Source organism: Mycobacterium sp. C31M (assembly GCF_053345865.1).
Map to the genome: position 1 here is coordinate 185,281 of NZ_JBKFAX010000004.1, position 18,379 is coordinate 203,659.

16 protein-coding genes are annotated in these 18,379 nt (G+C 64.2%); 10 read left to right on the forward strand and 6 right to left on the reverse strand.

Translation table 11 applies throughout. From position 1 onward, the window contains the following. Positions 1-3 precede the first annotated feature (3 nt). Entirely contained in the window at positions 4-1,188 is a 1,185-nt protein-coding gene (locus ACLBYA_RS07970) for a CaiB/BaiF CoA transferase family protein (protein ID WP_447708841.1), read from the forward strand. Between the two features lie 14 nt (positions 1,189-1,202). Here the strand turns inward: ACLBYA_RS07970 and ACLBYA_RS07975 are convergent, their stop codons facing one another. Beyond that, positions 1,203-2,255 (reverse strand): zinc-binding dehydrogenase, encoded by a 1,053-nt coding sequence (locus ACLBYA_RS07975; RefSeq protein ID WP_447708842.1) that lies wholly within the window; start codon positions 2,253-2,255, stop codon positions 1,203-1,205. Between the two features lie 86 nt (positions 2,256-2,341). Between ACLBYA_RS07975 and ACLBYA_RS07980 the strand changes: the two genes are divergently transcribed. Both ACLBYA_RS07980 and ACLBYA_RS07985 read left to right on the forward strand, forming a co-directional pair. Then, positions 2,342-3,766: an aldehyde dehydrogenase gene (locus ACLBYA_RS07980; protein ID WP_447708843.1), complete on the forward strand. Its 1,425-nt coding sequence runs from the start codon at positions 2,342-2,344 to the stop codon at positions 3,764-3,766. Positions 3,767-3,849: 83 nt separating this feature from the next. Next, the gene (locus tag ACLBYA_RS07985) at positions 3,850-4,959 is read left to right on the forward strand and encodes an oxygenase MpaB family protein (RefSeq protein WP_447708844.1); all 1,110 of its coding nucleotides are present in this window, start codon (positions 3,850-3,852) and stop codon (positions 4,957-4,959) included. 80 nt (positions 4,960-5,039) lie between these two features. On the opposite strand, the gene ACLBYA_RS07990 is transcribed toward ACLBYA_RS07985, so the two are convergent. From ACLBYA_RS07990 to ACLBYA_RS08000, 3 genes are read right to left on the reverse strand one after another with little or no spacing between them, the layout of a single operon-like run. Next, positions 5,040-6,236: an acyl-CoA dehydrogenase family protein gene (locus ACLBYA_RS07990; protein WP_447708845.1), complete on the reverse strand. Its 1,197-nt coding sequence runs from the start codon at positions 6,234-6,236 to the stop codon at positions 5,040-5,042. Positions 6,237-6,246: 10 nt separating this feature from the next. Then, a complete protein-coding gene (locus ACLBYA_RS07995) occupies positions 6,247-6,981 on the reverse strand; it encodes an SDR family NAD(P)-dependent oxidoreductase (RefSeq protein WP_447708846.1) in 735 nt (244 codons plus the stop codon). Further along, complete coding sequence (locus tag ACLBYA_RS08000) at positions 6,969-8,081, reverse strand: phosphotransferase family protein (protein WP_447708847.1); 1,113 nt, start codon at positions 8,079-8,081, stop codon at positions 6,969-6,971. Before ACLBYA_RS08000 ends, ACLBYA_RS07995 begins: the two co-directional genes overlap by 13 nt. A gap of 229 nt (positions 8,082-8,310) precedes the next feature. On the opposite strand from ACLBYA_RS08000, the gene ACLBYA_RS08005 reads away from it, so the two are divergent. The 7 genes from ACLBYA_RS08005 to ACLBYA_RS08035 all read left to right on the forward strand — a co-directional run bounded on the left by ACLBYA_RS08005 (position 8,311) and on the right by ACLBYA_RS08035 (position 16,120). Beyond that, positions 8,311-9,354: a phosphotransferase family protein gene (locus ACLBYA_RS08005; RefSeq protein ID WP_447708848.1), complete on the forward strand. Its 1,044-nt coding sequence runs from the start codon at positions 8,311-8,313 to the stop codon at positions 9,352-9,354. 101 nt (positions 9,355-9,455) lie between these two features. Next, positions 9,456-9,800, forward strand: coding sequence for a hypothetical protein (locus ACLBYA_RS08010; RefSeq protein ID WP_447708849.1), 345 nt, complete (start codon positions 9,456-9,458; stop codon positions 9,798-9,800). Between the two features lie 62 nt (positions 9,801-9,862). Then, on the forward strand, positions 9,863-10,909 hold the full coding sequence (locus tag ACLBYA_RS08015; protein ID WP_447708850.1) for a TIGR03857 family LLM class F420-dependent oxidoreductase: 1,047 nt from the start codon (positions 9,863-9,865) through the stop codon (positions 10,907-10,909). Further along, positions 10,909-11,727, forward strand: a complete 819-nt coding sequence (locus ACLBYA_RS08020) for an SDR family NAD(P)-dependent oxidoreductase (protein ID WP_447708851.1) — start codon at positions 10,909-10,911, stop codon at positions 11,725-11,727. Before ACLBYA_RS08015 ends, ACLBYA_RS08020 begins: the two co-directional genes overlap by 1 nt. A gap of 116 nt (positions 11,728-11,843) precedes the next feature. Further along, positions 11,844-12,542 carry a FadR/GntR family transcriptional regulator gene (locus tag ACLBYA_RS08025; RefSeq protein WP_447708852.1) on the forward strand — a complete coding sequence of 233 codons (699 nt, stop codon included), beginning with the start codon at positions 11,844-11,846 and terminating at the stop codon, positions 12,540-12,542. Positions 12,543-12,896: 354 nt separating this feature from the next. Further along, entirely contained in the window at positions 12,897-14,501 is a 1,605-nt protein-coding gene (locus tag ACLBYA_RS08030; RefSeq protein ID WP_447708853.1) for a flavin-containing monooxygenase, read from the forward strand. 566 nt (positions 14,502-15,067) lie between these two features. After that, positions 15,068-16,120: an alcohol dehydrogenase catalytic domain-containing protein gene (locus ACLBYA_RS08035; RefSeq protein WP_447708854.1), complete on the forward strand. Its 1,053-nt coding sequence runs from the start codon at positions 15,068-15,070 to the stop codon at positions 16,118-16,120. A gap of 97 nt (positions 16,121-16,217) precedes the next feature. Here the strand turns inward: ACLBYA_RS08035 and ACLBYA_RS08040 are convergent, their stop codons facing one another. Both ACLBYA_RS08040 and ACLBYA_RS08045 read right to left on the reverse strand, forming a co-directional pair. Beyond that, positions 16,218-17,207: an alpha/beta hydrolase gene (locus tag ACLBYA_RS08040; RefSeq protein ID WP_447708855.1), complete on the reverse strand. Its 990-nt coding sequence runs from the start codon at positions 17,205-17,207 to the stop codon at positions 16,218-16,220. Positions 17,208-17,274: 67 nt separating this feature from the next. After that, a complete protein-coding gene (locus tag ACLBYA_RS08045) occupies positions 17,275-18,348 on the reverse strand; it encodes a hypothetical protein (RefSeq protein WP_447708856.1) in 1,074 nt (357 codons plus the stop codon). Positions 18,349-18,379: the final 31 nt, after the last annotated feature.

Sequence of the window (18,379 nt, forward strand, 5' to 3'; positions counted from 1 at the left end):
GCGATGAAGGCACTCGCAGGAATCACTGTTCTGGACCTGGGACAGATCTATCTGGGACCGTACTGCTCGATGCTCCTGTCGCGTCTCGGGGCCGACGTGATCAAGATCGAACCGCCCGGTGGGGAAGCGGTGCGGCTGCGCCGCACCGATGAGCCGACCGCGGCGTTCGCTTTGCTCAATGCCGGAAAACGTGGTGTGAGCCTCGATCTGAAGACCGCGGCCGGTCGTGATGTTCTCAAGCGCTTGGTCGACGAGGCCGACGTGCTGGTCGAGAATTACGCACCCGGAGTGATGGACCGACTCGGGCTCGGCTACGACGTGCTGAGCGCGATCAACCCCCGACTGGTGTACGCCTCTGGCAGCGGCTACGGAAGCTTGGGACCCAACGCCCATCTCAAGGCGATGGACCTGACCATCCAGGCGATGACCGCCGTGATGGCAGTGACCGGCTTCGCCGATCGGCCTCCGGTGAAGGCGGGTATCGCGGTCGCCGACTTCATGGGCGGCGTCCACCTCGCCACGGGTGTGCTGGCCGCCTTGGTGCAACGGGGACAGACCGGCCGTGGCGATCGCGTCGAGGTCTCGATGCAGGACGCGGTGCTGCCGAGTCTGACGTCCAATCTCGCCGGGTTCCTGGACAGTGCGGGCACGGCACCGGAGCGCACCGGGAACCGGCATGGCGGGCTGGGTGTCGCGCCGTACAACGTCTATCCCACCACCGACGGCTGGGTGGCTGTGCTGGGGATCAGCGATCGCCACTGGGCTGCTCTGTGCGGCCTGATGTCCGTCCCCGGTCTGTACGAGGATCCGAATTTCCGGACCAACGAGGCCCGGATCGAACGTATCGACGAAGTGGACGCCTACATGTCGTCCTGGTCGTCGACGCATTCGACAGACAAGGCGGTCGAACTGCTGGAGGAGGCCGGCGTGCCGTGTGCGCCGGTGCGGACATTGCGCAGCCTCTTCGATGACCCGCACATCCGGGCCCGCGGGATATTGGAGCCGCTGCAGACAGCAGATGGTAAGCAACAGTGGGTTTTCGGTTCGCCGATCCGCGTCGGTGAGGCGATCCCGCAGCCGCCCACATGCGCACCTCGGCTGGGGCAGCACACCGACGAGGTACTGCATGAGCGGCTTGGCCTGGAGACCGCCGATCTGGTAGAGCTGCGCCGCGACGGCGTGATCTGATCGCTCGCGACCATTCAGTCCGCGCCGCGGACGATCATCTTTCCGGGCAGGGGATTGCCCCGGAGTGCTGTGATGGCCGACGGCACCTGATCGAATGACCAGATCCGGCTGATCGGTGTGCGCACGCTGCCGTCGGCGGCCATCCGCGAGAGGGCGGCGAAAGTGGCGCGATCGCGCTCGGGTCCCATCGCGCCCGCGAAAACGCCGACGATGGTGTGGTTGGACAAGGCGGTACGCTCCCCGTTCGGCTGATGCCAGGTCCCGCTGGCATAACCGACCACCATCAGGCGACCATGTGGAACGAGGACTGCCGTGGCGGCGTCGCTCGCGGCACCACCGACCGGGTCGAATACGGCGTCGACAGAGCCGCCGTCGAGCAATTCCCGTACGCCTGCATCGACGGAGGTCCGGCTGCGGTCGATGACGTCGTCGGCACCGAGCGCACGGCAGAAGTCGGTGCCGGTGCGGCCACTCGCGACGGCGATGACGTGCGCACCGAGAGCTCTGCCGACCTGGATGGCGGCGGCGCCACTGCTGCCCGACCCGCCCAGGACCAGGAGCTTCTCACCCGGTTGCACATTGCCGCGGTGGACCAGGGCGCCGTAGGCCGTGCGAAACGGGATGAAGAAGCCGGCGGCGTCCTCGTCGCCCAGGACATCGGGCGCGTGGCACACCCGATAGTCGTAGGCGAGGCAGTAGTCGGAGAACCCACCCCAGCCCTCGGCATATTGCGTCAGGGCCAGCACCCGGTCCCCGGCACGGAAGGCCGAATGGATCCCGGCGGCCACCACCTCGCCGACGACTTCCTGGCCGGGCGAGATCGGCGGTGCGGTGACCAGCGGGTAGCCGCCCTCCGTCATGAGAAGATCCGGCAACCCGACGCCGGTTGCACGCACCCGTATAAGTATCCCATCGTCGGGAGGCGCTGGGGCCGTGATGGTTTCGATTCGCAGGACGTCATGGGGAGCGCCGAATCGGGCTGCCCGCCAGCCCCGAACTGTCGTCATGCCGCGGCCGCCTCTCGGGTCCGGTCGATTTCTCGGCCGACCATAGCCAACTTCCGTCATTTGGGTCAATCCTGTATATCTTTGTCGGAACCTGCCGGGAGAATTCACGGCGGGAGCAGCGGCAACGGCTTCGAGGAGGACTGGACATGACTGGGCATTTCGGTACCCATTACGTCAATGGGCAGCGCACGCCCGCACATGGCAGTGAGGTGCTCGACGTGGTCAACCCGGCCACCGAGCAGGTGATCGGATCGGTCGTCGACGGCGACGCCGACGATGTCGACACGGCGGTGCGCGCGGCGGCTGCCGGCGGCCTCTCGTGGGCTGCCGTCCCCGCCGTCGAGCGCGCTGCGATACTTCGTCGCTTCGCTGATGAGTTCGAGGCGCACCTCGATGAGATCGCCGAGTTGGTGACGCGACAGAACGGGACACCGATTCGGCTCTCCCGGTTCATCACCCGCGGCGTCCCCGGCTACTACCGATACTTCGCGACGTTGGCGGAGAACCTGGCTGAGGAGGAGTCGCTGGCGACGCCGGCGGGCGGTGTCGTGCTGCAGCGCACGCCCCGGGGCGTCGTGGCTGCCATCACCCCGTGGAACTCGCCGCAGGTGATGCTCTCCTGGAAGGTCGGTCCGGCGCTGGCCGCGGGCTGCGCAGTGGTGCTCAAGCCGTCGCCGGAAACCACGCTGGATGCCTTCCTCGTTGCCGAGCTCGCCACCAAAGCCGGTGTGCCCGACGGCGTGTTCAACGTGGTGAGCGGCGGGCGCGGAACCGGAGCCGCTCTGGTCGAACACCCGCTCGTGCGAAAGGTTTCGTTCACCGGGTCAACGGTCGCGGGGCGAACGATCGCCGAGGTGTGCGGGCGGGCGTTGAAGCCGGTCACTCTCGAACTCGGCGGCAAGTCCGCGGCGATCCTGCTCGATGACGTCGACCTCGAGGCGTTCGTACCTTTCGTCGCGGCGGCTTGCTCGCCCAACACCGGGCAGGTGTGCACGTCGCTGACCCGCATCTTGGCCCCTGCTTCGCGCTACGACGAGGTGGTGGAGGTGGTGAGCTCGGCCATGAACGCCATCCCTGTCGGCGATCCCATGGACCGGGCCAACGTCTTCGGGCCATTGGTTTCCGAGCGCCAGCGTGACCGGGTCGAGTCCTACCTGCAACTGGGTGTCGCAGAGGGTGCCAAAGTCGCCACCGGTGGCGGACGCATGGACGGATTCTCAACGGGCTATTACATCGCCCCCACGGTCTTCAGGGACGTCACCAACGATATGCGGATCGCGCGCGAGGAGATCTTCGGCCCGGTTCTCGTCGTGATCCCGTACCGGGATCTCGACGAGGCCGTCGCCATCGCCAACGACTCCGAATATGGGCTCAGCGGCGGCGTGTTCTCCCGTGATCACGACCTTGCCGGTGCGATTGCGCGCCGGATCGAGACGGGCACGATCGGGGTGAATGCCGTTGGTGTGCCGGTCGAGGCGCCCTTCGGCGGTGTCAAGAGCAGTGGCCTGGGGCGGGAGACGGGTCCGCGGGCTTTGGAGCCCTATCTGGATGTCAAAACGATCGTCGGCTGATCTTTCGGAAGTCATTGATCCGCATTATTTGATCTGATACGTTCAAGTATCAGATGTGGTCCACGACACAAAAGGCGGAGATTGTGACGGCAAATCTGGAGCGGACAGCGACATCGGACGCGAGCGCATTCAAGCCAAAACTGCCCATTCGGGACGAATTGATCACCAAGGAGGTCTGGACCGGTACGCACCGGCAGCTGCGCGAGATGGTGTCGGACCCCAGGCACGGTCTGTTCGGTCCGGATTCGTGGACGTGGAAGATGATCTCGCCGATGCCGGCCATCGTGCAGATGCTGTATCAGGGTGGTCTGCGCGAGATTCCGATTGCCGAGATCATGATGGGCACCATGGGTTCCGTCGTCGTGAAGGATTACTCGGGACGGATGGCGCGCAATTATGACGCCTTCATGTCGTGGTATTGCGGGGATCTCGATGCGGCACTGAAAATGGCGAGCAGGATCAACGGGTACCACAGCCAGGTCGGCGGCATGGCGCCGTATAAGTGTGGTCACATGAAGCAGGGGCAGGCGTTCCGGGCCGTCGAGAAGCAGCTGATGATCAAGACCGTGGCGACCATGATCTTCCCGCTCAAAGAATTCTACGAGGCGATGTACGAACCGCTCACGCCTGAGCAGTGCGAAGAGTACTACGAGGAGGCCAAGACCTTCGCGATGCTGTTCGGTATCGAGCGGGACGACATGCCGGCCGATTGGGTCGCATGGGAGGCGTGGTGGCAGGACCGGCTCGAATCCGACGAGTTCGAGATCACCGTTGACGTCCAGCGCCAGCTGCCTTTCCCGCAGATGAACGGCGAGCATTCCGACAGGCCGTTTCTGATGCGGAAATTCGAAGACTGGATGATGGCTTTCGAGCTCAACATGCTGCCGGACGTGACCCGGCGCAAGTACGAGCCGTTCACGAAATGGGCGAAGCGCCGCCCGCGATACACCGCAGCGGTGATCAGGCTCCTCCGGGCGATGCATTACCGGTTGCCTGCCGGACTGGTGACACCGCCACGCTTACGCGAGGCACAACGTCGCTGCGGCGTGGCGGGCAAGGAGCTTCGATTCGAACGATGGCTGGCGGGGAAACTGCGGCATCCCTTCGGAGAAGCGATGCCAACGCTGACCACGCCGATGGGCCCGGAGTACGCGCCACACAACTCGCCGGCGCTGAAGATGCGGCCGATCTGACCGCAGTCCGAACTCTGGACTCCGTGGTCCGACTGACCGTCCGGTCAGTCGGACCACTTTTTTGGCTCGGTCAACGGAATTCAGCCACGTCGGGCTTTGAACTCGAGGCGGGCGACCGTGCGGGCATGCACCTCGTCGGGGCCGTCGGCGATACTCACCCAGCGGGCGGTCCGATACAGCTCGGGCAAGCGGAAGTCATCCGTGAGGCCGGCTGCGCCGAACGCCTGGATGGCTTGGTCGATCACCCGGCGAGCCATCCGCGGGACCGCGACCTTGATCATCGCGACCTTCGCCAGCGCCGCCCTGATTCCTTCGCTGTCGATGGTTTCAGCGGCGTCGAGGGTCAGCAACCGAGCCATGTCGATGTCGATACGCGCCTCGGCGACCTTCTGCTGCCAGTGTTCGTTGTCGGCGAGGGTCCTACCGAATGCCGTGCGTGTCAGCAGGCGGTCGCACATCGCCTCAAGCGCGCGTTCGGCCAGTCCGATGGTGCGCATGCAATGGTGGATGCGCCCCGGCCCGAGTCGGCCCTGTGATATCTCGAAACCTCTTCCCTCGCCGAGAATTACATTCTCGGCGGGTACCCGCACGTTGTCGAAGGCCACCTCGGCGTGACCGGTGTAGCCTTCGAGCACACCCAGTACCGGCAAGGGGCGCACGATCGTCACTCCCGGTGTCGTGGGCTCGACCAGAATCTGAGTGTGCTGGGTGTGCCGGGATCCGTCGTTGCTCGACCGCCCCATCACGATCCAGATGGCGCACGACGGATTCAACACGCCGGTCGCGAACCACTTGCGGCCGTTGATGACGTACGAATCGCCGTCACGTTCGATGGTCGTCTCGATGTTGGTGGCGTCCGACGAGGCCACTCCAGGCTCGGTCATGAGGTAGGCCGAACGGATCTCGCCGGCCAGTAGTGGGGTCAGCCAGCGTTGCTTCTGCTCCGCAGTGCCGTATTTCCAGAGCAACTCCATGTTTCCGGTATCGGGCGCGCTGCAGTTGAACACTTCTGCAGACCAGATGATTCGGCCCATCTCCTCGGCCAGCGGCGCATACTGCCGGTTGGACAGACCGGCGCCGAATCCAGGTTCGGGCAGGAACAGGTTCCACAGTCCGGCTTCACGGGCTTTGGCGGCGAGTTCCTTGATGACCGGTGGGGTGGCGTTGCCTGAGTTCTGAACTTCGCTGTCCCAGCGGCTTTCGGCGGGTACGACATGTTCGTCGATGAAGGCGCGCAAGCGGGGGAGCAGCGTGTCAATGGATGTTGTCGTAGTCATATCGGTTTCCTCAGCGAAGGGTGGTGCCGCCGTCGACCAGCAGCATCTGACCAGTGATGTATGAAGATTGAGGCGATGCGAGGAACAATGCGGCAGCGCCCATTTCCTCTGGGGTGCCCCAGCGGCGGAGCGGGATCTTGGCCAGTGTCGCCGCGTAGACATCATCGCGATCGCGACTGGGCCGAGTCAGTTTTGTTTCCACAAAGCCGGGCGCGATGCCGTTGACACGGATTCCGTCGCGGGCCCAGGCATCGGCCAACGATTTGGTCAGCGTCACCAGGGCACCCTTGCTGGCGCCGTAGGCCGGCTGTCCGGGGGTGGAAATGAACGACGATGTCGAACCGACATTCACCACGGTTCCGTGCGCGCGGGCCAGATCGTCGTGAAACCTGACACAGCAACGCATCACGCCGTGGAGGTTCACCTCGACCACTCGGGCGAATACCGCTGGGTCGTACTCGGCACGGTGGTAAGCGACCGTGCCGACACTGTTGACCAGCACGTCGATCGCCGGTCCGGGTGAGAATTGCGCGACGGCATCGGCATCGCTGACATCAAGTTGGTGGTACGCCATGCCGCCGAGGTCGGACCCGTCCTCGTCCGCGTAGTCCCCGGCGTTCGGGCGGGTACCCGTGACATGGACACTCGCACCCTGGCCGAGGAACGCCCGCGCGATACCGTTGCCGATTCCGCTCGAACCGCCGGTCACCAGTACCGTACGCCCGTCCAGGCCTAGATCGAGCATGTTACCGCCTCGAGACGAGCCTGTTCGATCAATCCCGTTGATGCCCGATGGAATTGCTCACCCAGCGCGGTGGGCGCCTCTCCGCGGCTGGCTCGCACCGCCGTACCCTCCAGCAGCACCGCCAGCCGGAAGGCGGCCAACACCTTGTACCAGGGCAGGATGTCGAGATCTCTACCCGTCCTCGCCTCGTACTTCAAGATGATCTCACGTTCTGCGGCCAGGGCGGTGGTGTGTGGTACGGGCATGATCTCCGCAAATGCCTTCCTTCCGTTGGCTGTCGGCCAGCACACGAGAAACTGGGCGAGATCGAGTAGCGGATCCCCGATGGTGGCCAGTTCCCAGTCGACGATGGCGCTGACGGCGCCGGTGTCGGCAGACAACAGGACGTTGCCCAGATGAAAGTCGCCGTGCACGATGCCGCTCGACTCCGAGATCGGCCGATGGCCCTCGAGCCACTGCGCAACCGAATCGATCGTCCGCATCGGTAGTCCCTCATAGTTCGGACCGGGTCGATACGATTCGAGCTGCCACATCCACCGGGGCACTTGACGTTCGAGGAAGCTCCCCGGCCTCGCCATGTCGCCGAGGCCGACGCTCGCATAGTCGACCGCGGCCAGATCTGCGAGAGCGTCAGCGGTGCTCATGCCGATGCGATGTAGAGGGAAGGGCGAATCGGTGAAGCCGTCTGGCCAGCCCGATGGTGCGACGAATCCGTCAACCGCTTCCATCACGTAGAACGCACTGCCCATGAGGGCGGTATCGGATTCGGCGGCAACCAGGCGCGGGTGGGGGACCGGCGTTGTCGCGAGCGCTTTGAGGACGCGCGCTTCGCGGCGCATCGTTTCGTCACTGTTGGGACGTTTGACCTCTGGCGGCATCCGGAGCACGTACCGCCGGGCCGCCCGCCGGAACGCGATCAGTTGGTTCTGGGTCCCGCCGGACAGTGAGCGCATCTCGTCGACGGGCCCGGCGCCGACCCCATGCAGATCCAGCCAGGGGATCAACCAGGGAAACTGCATCGTCATGCTCCTTGAATGCCGGTGCTCGCACGCCGCAATCCACTCGTGCCACACCTGCACCTGTTCGTCCGGCGGATTCATGTGTGTCGGTGAGCGACTATTGCCTATACAGACCAATCCTATATAGGTTAGGTTGGTATTCCAATCTACCGTCGTTCGAGGTTGGTGAGAAGTGATGTGAACAAGTCGAGCCGCATCTCGACGGTTCCTGGTGCGTTCGCACTATCGCGCATCTGACACTGATACGTATCAAATGGTTAGCGGGGCGGCAGAGGTTCCGCCCTGCCTCGGTGTAGGGAGGACGTGGCGCATGGCTGAGTCCGGGCTTGGCGAGTATGAATCGGCAGAAGGGCTGGGTGCCCGGCTCATCCGATTCCTCACTCGGCACGACGAACGGCATGCGTCGGCTCGCGTGGTGGATATTCGTCCGATCGGTGGCGGGTACAGCCGTCAGATGTGTCGCGTCACGCTCGACATCGGTGGGCAGCCCGACGAACTCGTGCTGCGCAGCGACCCGGTGGGGCAGGCGATGATCGACACCGACCGAGCGGTGGAGTGGTCGGTGCTGCAAGCCTTGGCCAAAGTGGGTGGGGTCGCGATCTCCGTTCCCCGGTGGTTCGACGAAGCCGGCGAGATCACCGGTGCACCAGCTCTCTTGGTCGACTACGTGTGCGGATCGCCGTGGTCTCGGGTACCGCCGGAAGAGGCCGACGGGGCCATGCTCGCCCGAAAGCTCGGCGACCTTGCGGGCACCGTCCATGCCATCCCCGTCGGAGTCCTCCCGGCCGAGCTCGAGTCACCGCCAAGTTGGTCGGACTACATCGACGGTCGTATCGGCAAACTGCGGCAGGCTGAGCGTGCTTTTCCGGGCGGCGACCCGGTGTTGCGGTACCTGGTGTCCTGGCTCGACGCGAACCGACCTGTTGAGCTTCCACTCACATTGGTACATGGCGACTTTCAAGTGTCCAATGTCCTGCTGCAAGACGACGGCAACCTGGTGTTGTTGGACTGGGAGCTGGCGCGCATCGGTGATCCACGGGAGGACCTCGGTTATCTGGGCATCGTTGGTGCGGTGTCGGGCGTCGATCCTCTTGCCGAGCATTACGGCACTCTGCACCAGGCGTACCGCGCCGCGACCGGCCTCGGCGAAGACACCGTCAACCGTCAGACCATCGCGTACTTCGCCATCATCAGTGCGATAGAGGGCGTCGTGCGTTTCCTCCAGCCTCTCGGTGCCGCAGCCGGTGCGCGCGCCGTACCAACTGATATTGCCTATGTGGCCCTGGGCTTGACCGGTTTCCGTGCCGCCCTCATCGATGCGACGACCACTGCGACCGAGAGGGGCAGGCGATGATCACCACACCGACAGCGTCGCAGGCGGTCCGTGCGGTCGCCGCTGACCTCGATCGGCAGATGCCCACTGCGGTCGATGCCACCACACAGAAGGCGATCGCGATGATGGTCGCCGTGTTGAACGCCAGCGCCAATCGGGTGGATCTCGAAGAGGAGCTCATGCGCGCTGAGATCGCCGAAATCACCGATATGGCAGATCGGTTCACCTGGTCGACGGAAGATGCTGCGCTGACTGCCGCGTTGGCTGCGCTGAATCAGTGCCCAACGGACGCCAGCACGGTGCGGCGTTACGCGCTGGCCGGCGAGATCCTTTCCTGTGCAGCCGAAGCGTCGATCGCAAGGGCTGACACCGTAGCCGAGGACGCCGTCCGTCAGCTGTTGCAGTCGCGCCTACACAACGAGGCTCGATTGATCGGATCCGGCTTCGCGCTGGTCGCGCGGGCATGAACGAATTAGGAGGCAATGTGGAAGACACTGCATCGGAGACGGCGGTCGAGGATCTGAGCACGATGCTGGTCACCGGGCGGGTGCGCACTCCACGGGATGCCCTGACGGAAGCCGTGGATGCCGAACGTCTCGGTTTCCGGCGGGTCTTCGTGTCCGAGCGGTACGACCTGAAAGAGGCCGGCGCGTTGCTCGGCGGGGTGGGGGCGTTGACCGACACCATCGGCATCGGCACCGCCGCGCTCGCCGTCGGTTCACGTCACCCGCTGGTGACGGCTGCCCTCTCGGCCACCATGCAGGCGATGTACGGTCCCCGATTCATTCTCGGTCTGGGGCGTAGCGATGCAGCGCACTTCGTCGACCAGGGCATGCGGGAGGCCTCGTATCCGGCGCTGGTCGAGTACGCCGACATCATTCGGCGTCTCTGGGCTGGTGAGTCGGTCAGCTACGACGGTGAGCTCGGATCTTTTCGCGAGTTGCGCATGGCCGACCCGCTTGACGGGCCCCCTCCAGAGATCTGGAGCATCATGCTCGGGGGTCCGAGGGCGTGCCGCACCGCTGCCCGGTTCGCCGACGGGGTGATGTTCACCCCGTTCCTGACACCGGAAGCGGTTGCCAACGCGGTCGGCTGGATCCGGACGGAGCGGGAACGCGTTGGCCTGGATCCGTATTCGATTCGTATCTGCCAACCGGTCGTGACCGCTCCGGAACTCGACGACGATCGGACCTTGATCCAGACGGCCGGCCGGTTCGTCAACTACGTCGCGTCAGGGCCCACCAGCTTCCGTATCTACAAGGAATACAACGGCTGGAGTGAAAGCGTGATGACCGAACTGCGCAATCATCCGCTCTTCCGCCAAGTGCGTGAGGGCATCACGGTCGATCGGACCTTCACCCACGCCGATCTACTGGAGCCGGCGCGTCACGTTCCCGAGGAATGGATGCGGGAGACCGCAGCATTCGGGTCGATCGACGAATGCGTGAACACCCTTGCGGCCTATCGGGAAGCCGGAGCCGACGAAATCACATTCTATGGAACGACTCCGCAGGAGAACGCAAAACTGATCGAAGCCTGGCGTGCGAGATCCACTGCCGCAGCGGGAGTCAACTGATGGGTCCCAAGACGTGGGCGCTGGTCACCGGTGCGTCATCGGGAATCGGCTTGGAGTTCGCCCGGGCTCTCGCGGCAGACGGCCGCGACGTGATCGTCGCCGCGCGACGGATCGATGAGCTCGAACGCATTGCCGAGGAACTTCGGCAGCGCCATGGAGTGCAGGCGGTGGCACTTCGTGCGGATCTCTCCGAGGACGACGGCGCGGCAAAACTGGTCGCCGCCGCCGAGTCGGTCGGCCCGATCGAGGTGCTGATCAACAATGCCGGCTTCACGTTGGAAGGGAGATATGTAGAGCGGGAGTGGAGTGCGCAGAAGGGTTTCCTGAACACGATGCTGGCGGCGCCTTCCGAGCTGGTGTGGCGCCTTGTGCCGAGCATGCTCGAGCGCAAATCGGGCACAGTCATCAATGTGTCATCGCTTGGAGCGTTCTATCCGTCGTCTCCGACTTACAGTCTGTACGCGGCGACCAAGAGCTTTCTGTTGAAATTCACCCGGACGCTCGCCGAGGAGTACCGAGGCACGGGGGTGACGTTCACCGCGGTGTGTCCCGGATTCACCCGGACCGCGTTCATCGAGGACGACACGCTGGCGGGAGAGAACCTTCGCGCGGTTCCATCCTGGTTGATCGCCGAGCCGTCCAGAGTCGCGCAGCGCAGTTTGGCTGCGGCTCGTTCGGGTAAAGGCGTCGTGTACGCGAGTAACCCCGATCGTGCGGTTGCGGCGTTGCTGCGCCACGCTCCGCAGGAGCTCACCAGCCGGGTGGTCGGTGCTTGGACGACCAGGAGCTACGACACGTGGATTCGAGCGCACCGCTGAGTCCGGGCACCCGCAACGGCGTCCCGTGCGGCAATCCGCTAGTAGATTAGGCTGTACCGATGTCAATTGGTGCGCCTGGATCTGACAGCACTGTTCGGGTTCCGAAGACTGCTGATGTGGTGGCGAGTGCGCTGCGTCGCGACATCATCCGTAATGAACTCTTCGACGGGGACCTCCTGCCGACCGAGGCCGACTTGATGGCGCGATTCGGTGTGTCACGCCCGTCGTTGCGGGAGGCACTGCGGATTCTGGAATCGGAGAAGTTGGTCGTCGTTCGTCGCGGCAATCAGGGTGGCGTGCGGGCGTGTCGGCCGAGCGTATCGGTGGCGGCCAATTACCTGGGTCTGGTGATGCAGGCCGAGCAGGTCACCCTTGCTGATGTGTTCGCCGCGCGAGTGGCGATCGAACCCGAGGCAGTTCGGCTGCTGGCTGGATTGCGGAACCGCAGTCAGGCGGTGGCGGAACTCTCCGAGCTGCTCGAGCGCGAGGGGCAGCTCACCGACGATGTTGATGCCTATCCCGCGGCGACTTTTCGTTTCCACCAGAGGCTGGTCGAGCTGTCGGGTAACAAGACGCTGGCACTGTTGTGGGGGACATTGCAGTATGTCCTGGCGGGTGAGATGAGGGATATCGGCACCGGATTCACCCCCAAGCAACGTGCCCTCAGGGTCAAGAGTATCCGGCGCGCTTTCGCGCTCATCGAGGCCGGTGAAGCCGAAGCGGCTGCCGAGTTCTGGCGCCATGAACTGGCCGAAGCCGGCAAGCGCGTCATACAGCGACACGGAGCCAAGACCGTGGTCGATGTTCTCGGCTAGTCGACTGTAACGAATGCCGCTGAGCGGCATCTATATTGATCCAGCGCTGCGTAGGGCTGCGGGGAACACCCGGGGCCGTCCGTATCGGAGGTTCTTCCTGGCGTCGTCGCGGATGCGCTGTTGTCCCGTCCTTGTGGGCGGGCCGCACCCCGCGCTTTCCTGAGGTGTCCATCGTCTGGTCGGTCGACCGTGCGATATTGACAACGGCGATTCGCACTGCCTACCTTATAGTCCAATCATATATAGCTTAGAGATGACGATGCAGCGCCGTCGTGTGTTCGGACGGCCGGATGTCGAGGCCGCAGCCGGGTCCTCTGACGCACCGACCACCGATCGAACAACCAGGAGAATTGAATGCGTGACGCAGTCGACGTTGTCGTTGTGGGTGCGGGCTTTGCCGGTCTGTACCAGCTGTACGCCCTTCGTCGGAGCGGATACACCGTGCAGGTCATCGAGGCGGGCGATGACGTCGGTGGCACCTGGTATTGGAATCGTTATCCCGGTGCCCGATGCGATGTCGAGAGCATGGACTATTCGTACTCCTTCTCGCCAGAACTCGAACAAGAGTGGACGTGGTCGGAGAAGTACGCCACGCAGCCGGAGATTCTCCGGTACATCCACCACGTCGCGGACCGGTTCGAGCTGAGGCCGCACATCCGTCTGTCGACTCGGGTCACCAGTGCGGTGTACGAAGATTCGACACACAGCTGGACGGTCTCGACCAACCGCGGTGACGTGATCCGGGCACGGTTCCTGATCATGGCCACGGGCTGTCTGTCTGTACCCAAAGTGCCGGAAATTCCTGGTGCTGAGCGATTCTCGGGTCAGATCCTGCATACCAGCGACTGGCCCCACGACCCGGTCGACTTCCTCGGTAAACGGGTCGCGGTCATCGGGACGGGCTCATCCGGTATCCAGACGATTCCGTTGGTGGCGGAGCAGGCCGACGAGGTCATCGTCTTCCAGCGCACACCGAACTTCGCGTTGCCGGCCCGTAATCGGCCACTGACCGCCGACGAGATAGCAGAACGTAAGGCGACCTATCGGCAGTGGCGGGAGAAAGCGAGGATCAGCGATCCGGGAGTGCCGGCGACCCGCTCGGCACTCGCTGTATCAGATCAGGAGCGGACCGCCGCCTACCAGGCGGCCTGGGACAAAGCCGACCTGCCGGGAATCGTGCGGGCCTTCACCGACATCCTGCTCGATGCCGAGGCCAACAAGACAGTGGCAGACTTCCTCGGCGACAAGATCCGCGAGATCGTCGAGAACCCAGAAACCGCTGAGATCCTCACGCCCCGTACGTATCCCTTTGGAACGAAGCGGCCGTGCCTGGACACGGATTACTACCGCACATTCAATTGCGATCACGTTCACCTGGTCGATGTGCAGCGACACCCCCTGGTGGAGATCACCGCGGACGGGTTGCGTAACACCGAACGCGAGTACCGAGTCGACACGATCATCTTCGCCACCGGATTCGATGCAATGACCGGTGCTCTGCTTGCCGTGGACATCCGAGGCCGCGGCGACCGCTCCCTGAAAGAAGAGTGGGAGGACGGCCCGCGTACCAACATGGGCCTCGCGATTGCCGGCTTTCCGAACATGTTCATCATCACCGGGCCGCTCAGCCCGGCGGTCCTCTCGAACGTCGTAGTCGAGATCGAGGCTCACGTCGACTGGATCACCGCATGTATCGAGCACCTGGATCAACACGGGTACACCGAGGTCGAGACGACTGCCGAGGCGCAGGACACCTGGGTGCGGCGCACGGCGAGCCTGGCCGCCAAGACGTTGTACCCGCAGGCGGCGTCGTGGTACATGGGTGCGAATGTCCCCGGTAAACCCCGAGTTTTCATGATTTACGTCGGCGGTGTCGGGTCGTACCGGACGTGGTGTGACAGGGTAGCGGCCGACGGCTATATCGGCTTTGCGTTCGATCGGGTACCGCATACTCCATGATCGAGCGATCGGCGACTTGGCGGTGGAAACATCGATGACGGCTCGGTGACCAAATGGCGGCGGGACCGGTCGTAATATCCGGCCTTTGGCGGGTATCCGTCGGTCAGTAGGCCGACGAGCATGGTGGAGTCCGTGTGCATCGACGCAGCAACGAGATTTCCTGGAGTCCGGATGTTCAGTGCCACCGATAAGTTGCCATTCGACCCGGAGTTGGAAGCGATACTCGCCGCTGTTCGCGATCAGGTACCCAATGTCACGTTGGACACGATCGAGGACTTGCGCAGGGCTCCGGCGTGGATAGTTCGAGCACGATGCTGTGGCCGTCACCCAGGCCGCAATCGCCACCAGGAATGATTGGGTGGCAAAGCTTCTCGGCAGGCGTCGGTAGACAAGCCCGGTATCTGGGTTCGGCTGGCGACCGAAACAGTTAGTAGATCAATCTAGTAAACTCGAGATGGCAACGCGAAGCGCGGGGCCGGCAGTCAACTTGGTCGGGTTCAGGTGACCCCGACACGGTCTGGCTGACGGGCTTGACGCCATAGGAGTCATAGGGAAGGCAGTCGTAGATGAAAGCCGCGCAGTTTCATGGCAAGGAAGACCTCCGTGTCGAGGAGGTGCAGGAACCCAGTCCCGGGCCGGGGCAAGTGAAGTTGCGCAATGCGTATTCGGGGATCTGTGGCTCCGATCTGCACTTCTACTTCTACCCTGAAGCGCTACCGTTCGATCTCAACGAGCCGCATCCGCTCACCGGCGCGTGTATTCCGCAGACTCTGGGTCACGAGTTCGCCGGTACAGTGGTCGAGGTCGGAGAGGCTGTGACCGGTGTGAAGGTCGGTGATCGTGCCGCCGTCTACCCGCTTGCGGCCTCCTGCGGTGAATGCGTGGCGTGCCGTAAGGGTTTGCGCTTTTCCTGCAGGCTGATGGGCTCGATCGGTGCCAATGCACCCGGCGGTGGTCTGTCTGAATTCGTGACGGTCGATGTGTCGCAGCTGCACCTCTTACCGGAGAATGTGGACCTGCGGCTTGGCGCGCTGGTCGAGCCGATGGCGGTCAGCTGGCACGCCGTTGTGCGCAGCGGTGTTCAACCCGGCGGCAGCGCACTCGTCGCTGGAGCCGGTCCAATCGGCATCGGCGCGTGGTTTGCGTTCAAGGCGCGTGGAGTGGAGAACGTGCTGGTTTCTGAGCCCAGTGCGGAGCGCCGGGCGATCATTGCCGCACTGGGCGCGCACGTCGTTGATCCGGTGAACGACGACCTTGCCGCGGTGATCGCCGAGTTCACCGGTGGGGCCGGGGTGGACGCAGTCATCGATGCTGCCGGAGCCGCCGCCGCGATCACATCGGGCTTGGCAGGTCTGGCCGCCGGTGGCCGGCTCGTCGTCGTCGCGCTTCACGAGCACCCAATGGAATTCCAACCCACCATGCTCATGATGGGTGAGACCGAGATCGTCGGTGCGGTGGGTTATCAACCCGAGGAATTCGATGCCGTCATCGCCGCCATGGCCGAGGGGGTGTATGACACCACCGGCTGGGTGGAGGAGATTCCGCTCAGCGGGATCGTCGATGCGATCCACGCCCTGCGCAACGGTACGGGCGCGAAGATTCTCATCAAGACGGACTGACACCCAGTTCGCCGCGACCGCGGCGTAAAGGGTCGGGTCGATGAGCCGAGTCAGACGGATGGCCCCGGAGTGGCGTCATCCGTCTGACTCGGAGCGGTCAGAGTTCCAGCGCTCGACGGAAGAACTCGGCGCGGGTGGCGGACGAGGCCTGGGACACGGCCGCCTGCGCGATGTTCTCGAATCCGTGGAAGCCACCGCCCCACATGTGCAGATCCACGCTCACCCCGGCTTCGCTCAGCTTCATCGCGTAGCGGACGGCTTCATCACGAAAGCCCTCGGCGGATCCGACATCGATGAAGGTACGTGGCAACCCGGACAAGTCCTTGGCTCGCGCCGGCGCCGAATAATACGAAACGTCTTCGGTGCCGCGTCGGGCACCCAGCAATGCGGTCCAGCCGTACAAGTTGCCGTTGCGGTCCCAGGTTCCGTCGTCATCAAGCATGCGGGAGCTGTGGGTCTCGAACCGGTCGTCGAGCATGGGACAGACGAGCACTTGGTGGCTCACGTGCGGGAAGCCCTTGTCGCGGGCCATGAGTGCGATGCCTGCGGCGAGCCCCCCGCCGGCGCTGGTACCGGTGACGATGATGCGTGAAGGGTCGATTCGCAGCTGGCCGGCGTTGTCGGCACACCAGCGAAGTCCCCCGTAGCAGTCCGTGATCGGCGCCGGGTCGGGATGCTCGGGTGCGCGCCGGTATTCGAGCGAGACGACGACCGCGCTCCCGTTGACCACGTGCGAAATGTGGTCATCCAGACCAAGGTGGCGTCCGCCGGCGACCATTCCACCACCGTGGAGGTAGTAGATCAACGGCCAGGGGCCGTCTCCCTCGGCAGGAGTGAGCACGACGAGCGGCAAGTCGGCCTCGGCGGTCGGGATGATCAGCTCATCCACCTGGACTCGTCCGCCCGCGGTCAGGTCGATCGGATCCCGGCCAGGTATCGCCGCGCTGGTGATTTCGCGCATCTGCTCCAGCGTTTCGTCGGTGAGCGGCGGTACGGACGCACGAATCGCGTTAAGCCCGGGTACGAGCTCGGGATCATACGGTGGGCGTATCGGCGCCGGGCCGAATGTGTCAGCGGTCTGGGTCATGAAGAACCTCCTTCATCATCCAGTGAACAAGCTCTATGCCCGACACGACAGCCGCCAATGGGTGCGATCACTGCGTTGGTTGCCGACAACCGGCGGTAGCGGATGGGTTCGATACGTGAATCCGTTCGGCGGCCATCGCGATACGCCAAAGCGTCAACGTGGTGCTCACGCGGGCGCATCCGGTGCTGCTGAGCGGGCTGTACCCGAGCCGGCGTTCCAGCCATGCGATGTGTTGGCGGAGGGTGGAGTGGTGCACATTCTGTGATCGCGCGATCTCGCGGAGGCTGGTATGACCCAGCAATGCCTCCAGGGTGGGCACCACCCATGGTCGCTCCGCCTGCAGCTCGATCATCCGGCGCACATCGGGAGCTTGTTCGGCGGTTTCCGGGTCGATGTTCTCGATGAGGGTGGCGATGCTGCCGAGCTCGCCAAAGTGCACGTGCGTGTGATTACCGGTGGCGAGGTCGACCGCTATCCGCAGCGCGGTGACCGCGTGTCGCCACTCCCGGTGGATGTCGGCGCCGGCGCAGGTATGGATTCCGGCAGCGATGTCGGCAGGAATGCGGTTATGTGCCAACGGCGCTGGCGAGAGGTGGATCTGGTGCGCGTCGATGACAAGGCCCCGGGGCATGCGCCGGGCGTCGGTCAGGTGAGTAGCTATCACGGTGACCGTCGAGCCGAGCCCCAGCTGACGCAGCGCGTTGTCGCGGTCGGCAGGGGAGGCGTCAGGCGCGCACGCAATGCGCGTGGCGGCCACTACCGGGGAGGTGTCGCGGGCCTTCTTGACCGCGTGCAGGCTGCGCGCGAACCGCTCCAGGATGAGGTGGTCCAAGGACCACGGCGGACCGTCTCGGTCCAGCCAGACGGTGATGTCCTCGAATCGCTCGGTCTGACGTGAGGCGGTCCCAGGGGGGATCTCGTTGACCGCGCGACCGGCGGAGTCGACGCCCACCCGCAGGCCGCGTTCCGGATCTTCCAGTCCCACAGGACAATCAGCCAGCGAGGCGGCTGCCCTCAGCATGGCCAGCGCCGAACACCGTTCGTCAACCAGGGTGTCGAAGTGCTCGATCACGCGGAGCGCGTCTGCTGCGCCACCGTCGATGGTGTTGAGCTTGACTATCCACTCTCTCACCAAACACACCCCTCGAACCATAAGGCCCGCCATGTCACCG

Excerpts from the sequence above, each read along its gene's own strand:
- ACLBYA_RS08010 (WP_447708849.1), top strand. The coding sequence starts at position 9,456 with ATGATGGTCGCCGTGTTGAACGCCAGCGCCAATCGGGTGGATCTCGAA.
- ACLBYA_RS08040 (WP_447708855.1), bottom strand. The coding sequence starts at position 17,207 with ATGACCCAGACCGCTGACACATTCGGCCCGGCGCCGATACGCCCACCG.
- ACLBYA_RS08005 (WP_447708848.1), top strand. The coding sequence starts at position 8,311 with ATGGCTGAGTCCGGGCTTGGCGAGTATGAATCGGCAGAAGGGCTGGGT.
- ACLBYA_RS08020 (WP_447708851.1), top strand. The coding sequence starts at position 10,909 with ATGGGTCCCAAGACGTGGGCGCTGGTCACCGGTGCGTCATCGGGAATC.
- ACLBYA_RS08000 (WP_447708847.1), bottom strand. The coding sequence starts at position 8,081 with ATGAATCCGCCGGACGAACAGGTGCAGGTGTGGCACGAGTGGATTGCG.
- ACLBYA_RS07970 (WP_447708841.1), top strand. The coding sequence starts at position 4 with ATGAAGGCACTCGCAGGAATCACTGTTCTGGACCTGGGACAGATCTAT.
- ACLBYA_RS07995 (WP_447708846.1), bottom strand. The coding sequence starts at position 6,981 with ATGCTCGATCTAGGCCTGGACGGGCGTACGGTACTGGTGACCGGCGGT.
- ACLBYA_RS08015 (WP_447708850.1), top strand. The coding sequence starts at position 9,863 with ATGCTGGTCACCGGGCGGGTGCGCACTCCACGGGATGCCCTGACGGAA.
- ACLBYA_RS07980 (WP_447708843.1), top strand. The coding sequence starts at position 2,342 with ATGACTGGGCATTTCGGTACCCATTACGTCAATGGGCAGCGCACGCCC.
- ACLBYA_RS08035 (WP_447708854.1), top strand. The coding sequence starts at position 15,068 with ATGAAAGCCGCGCAGTTTCATGGCAAGGAAGACCTCCGTGTCGAGGAG.
- ACLBYA_RS08030 (WP_447708853.1), top strand. The coding sequence starts at position 12,897 with ATGCGTGACGCAGTCGACGTTGTCGTTGTGGGTGCGGGCTTTGCCGGT.
- ACLBYA_RS07990 (WP_447708845.1), bottom strand. The coding sequence starts at position 6,236 with ATGACTACGACAACATCCATTGACACGCTGCTCCCCCGCTTGCGCGCC.
- ACLBYA_RS07975 (WP_447708842.1), bottom strand. The coding sequence starts at position 2,255 with ATGACGGAAGTTGGCTATGGTCGGCCGAGAAATCGACCGGACCCGAGA.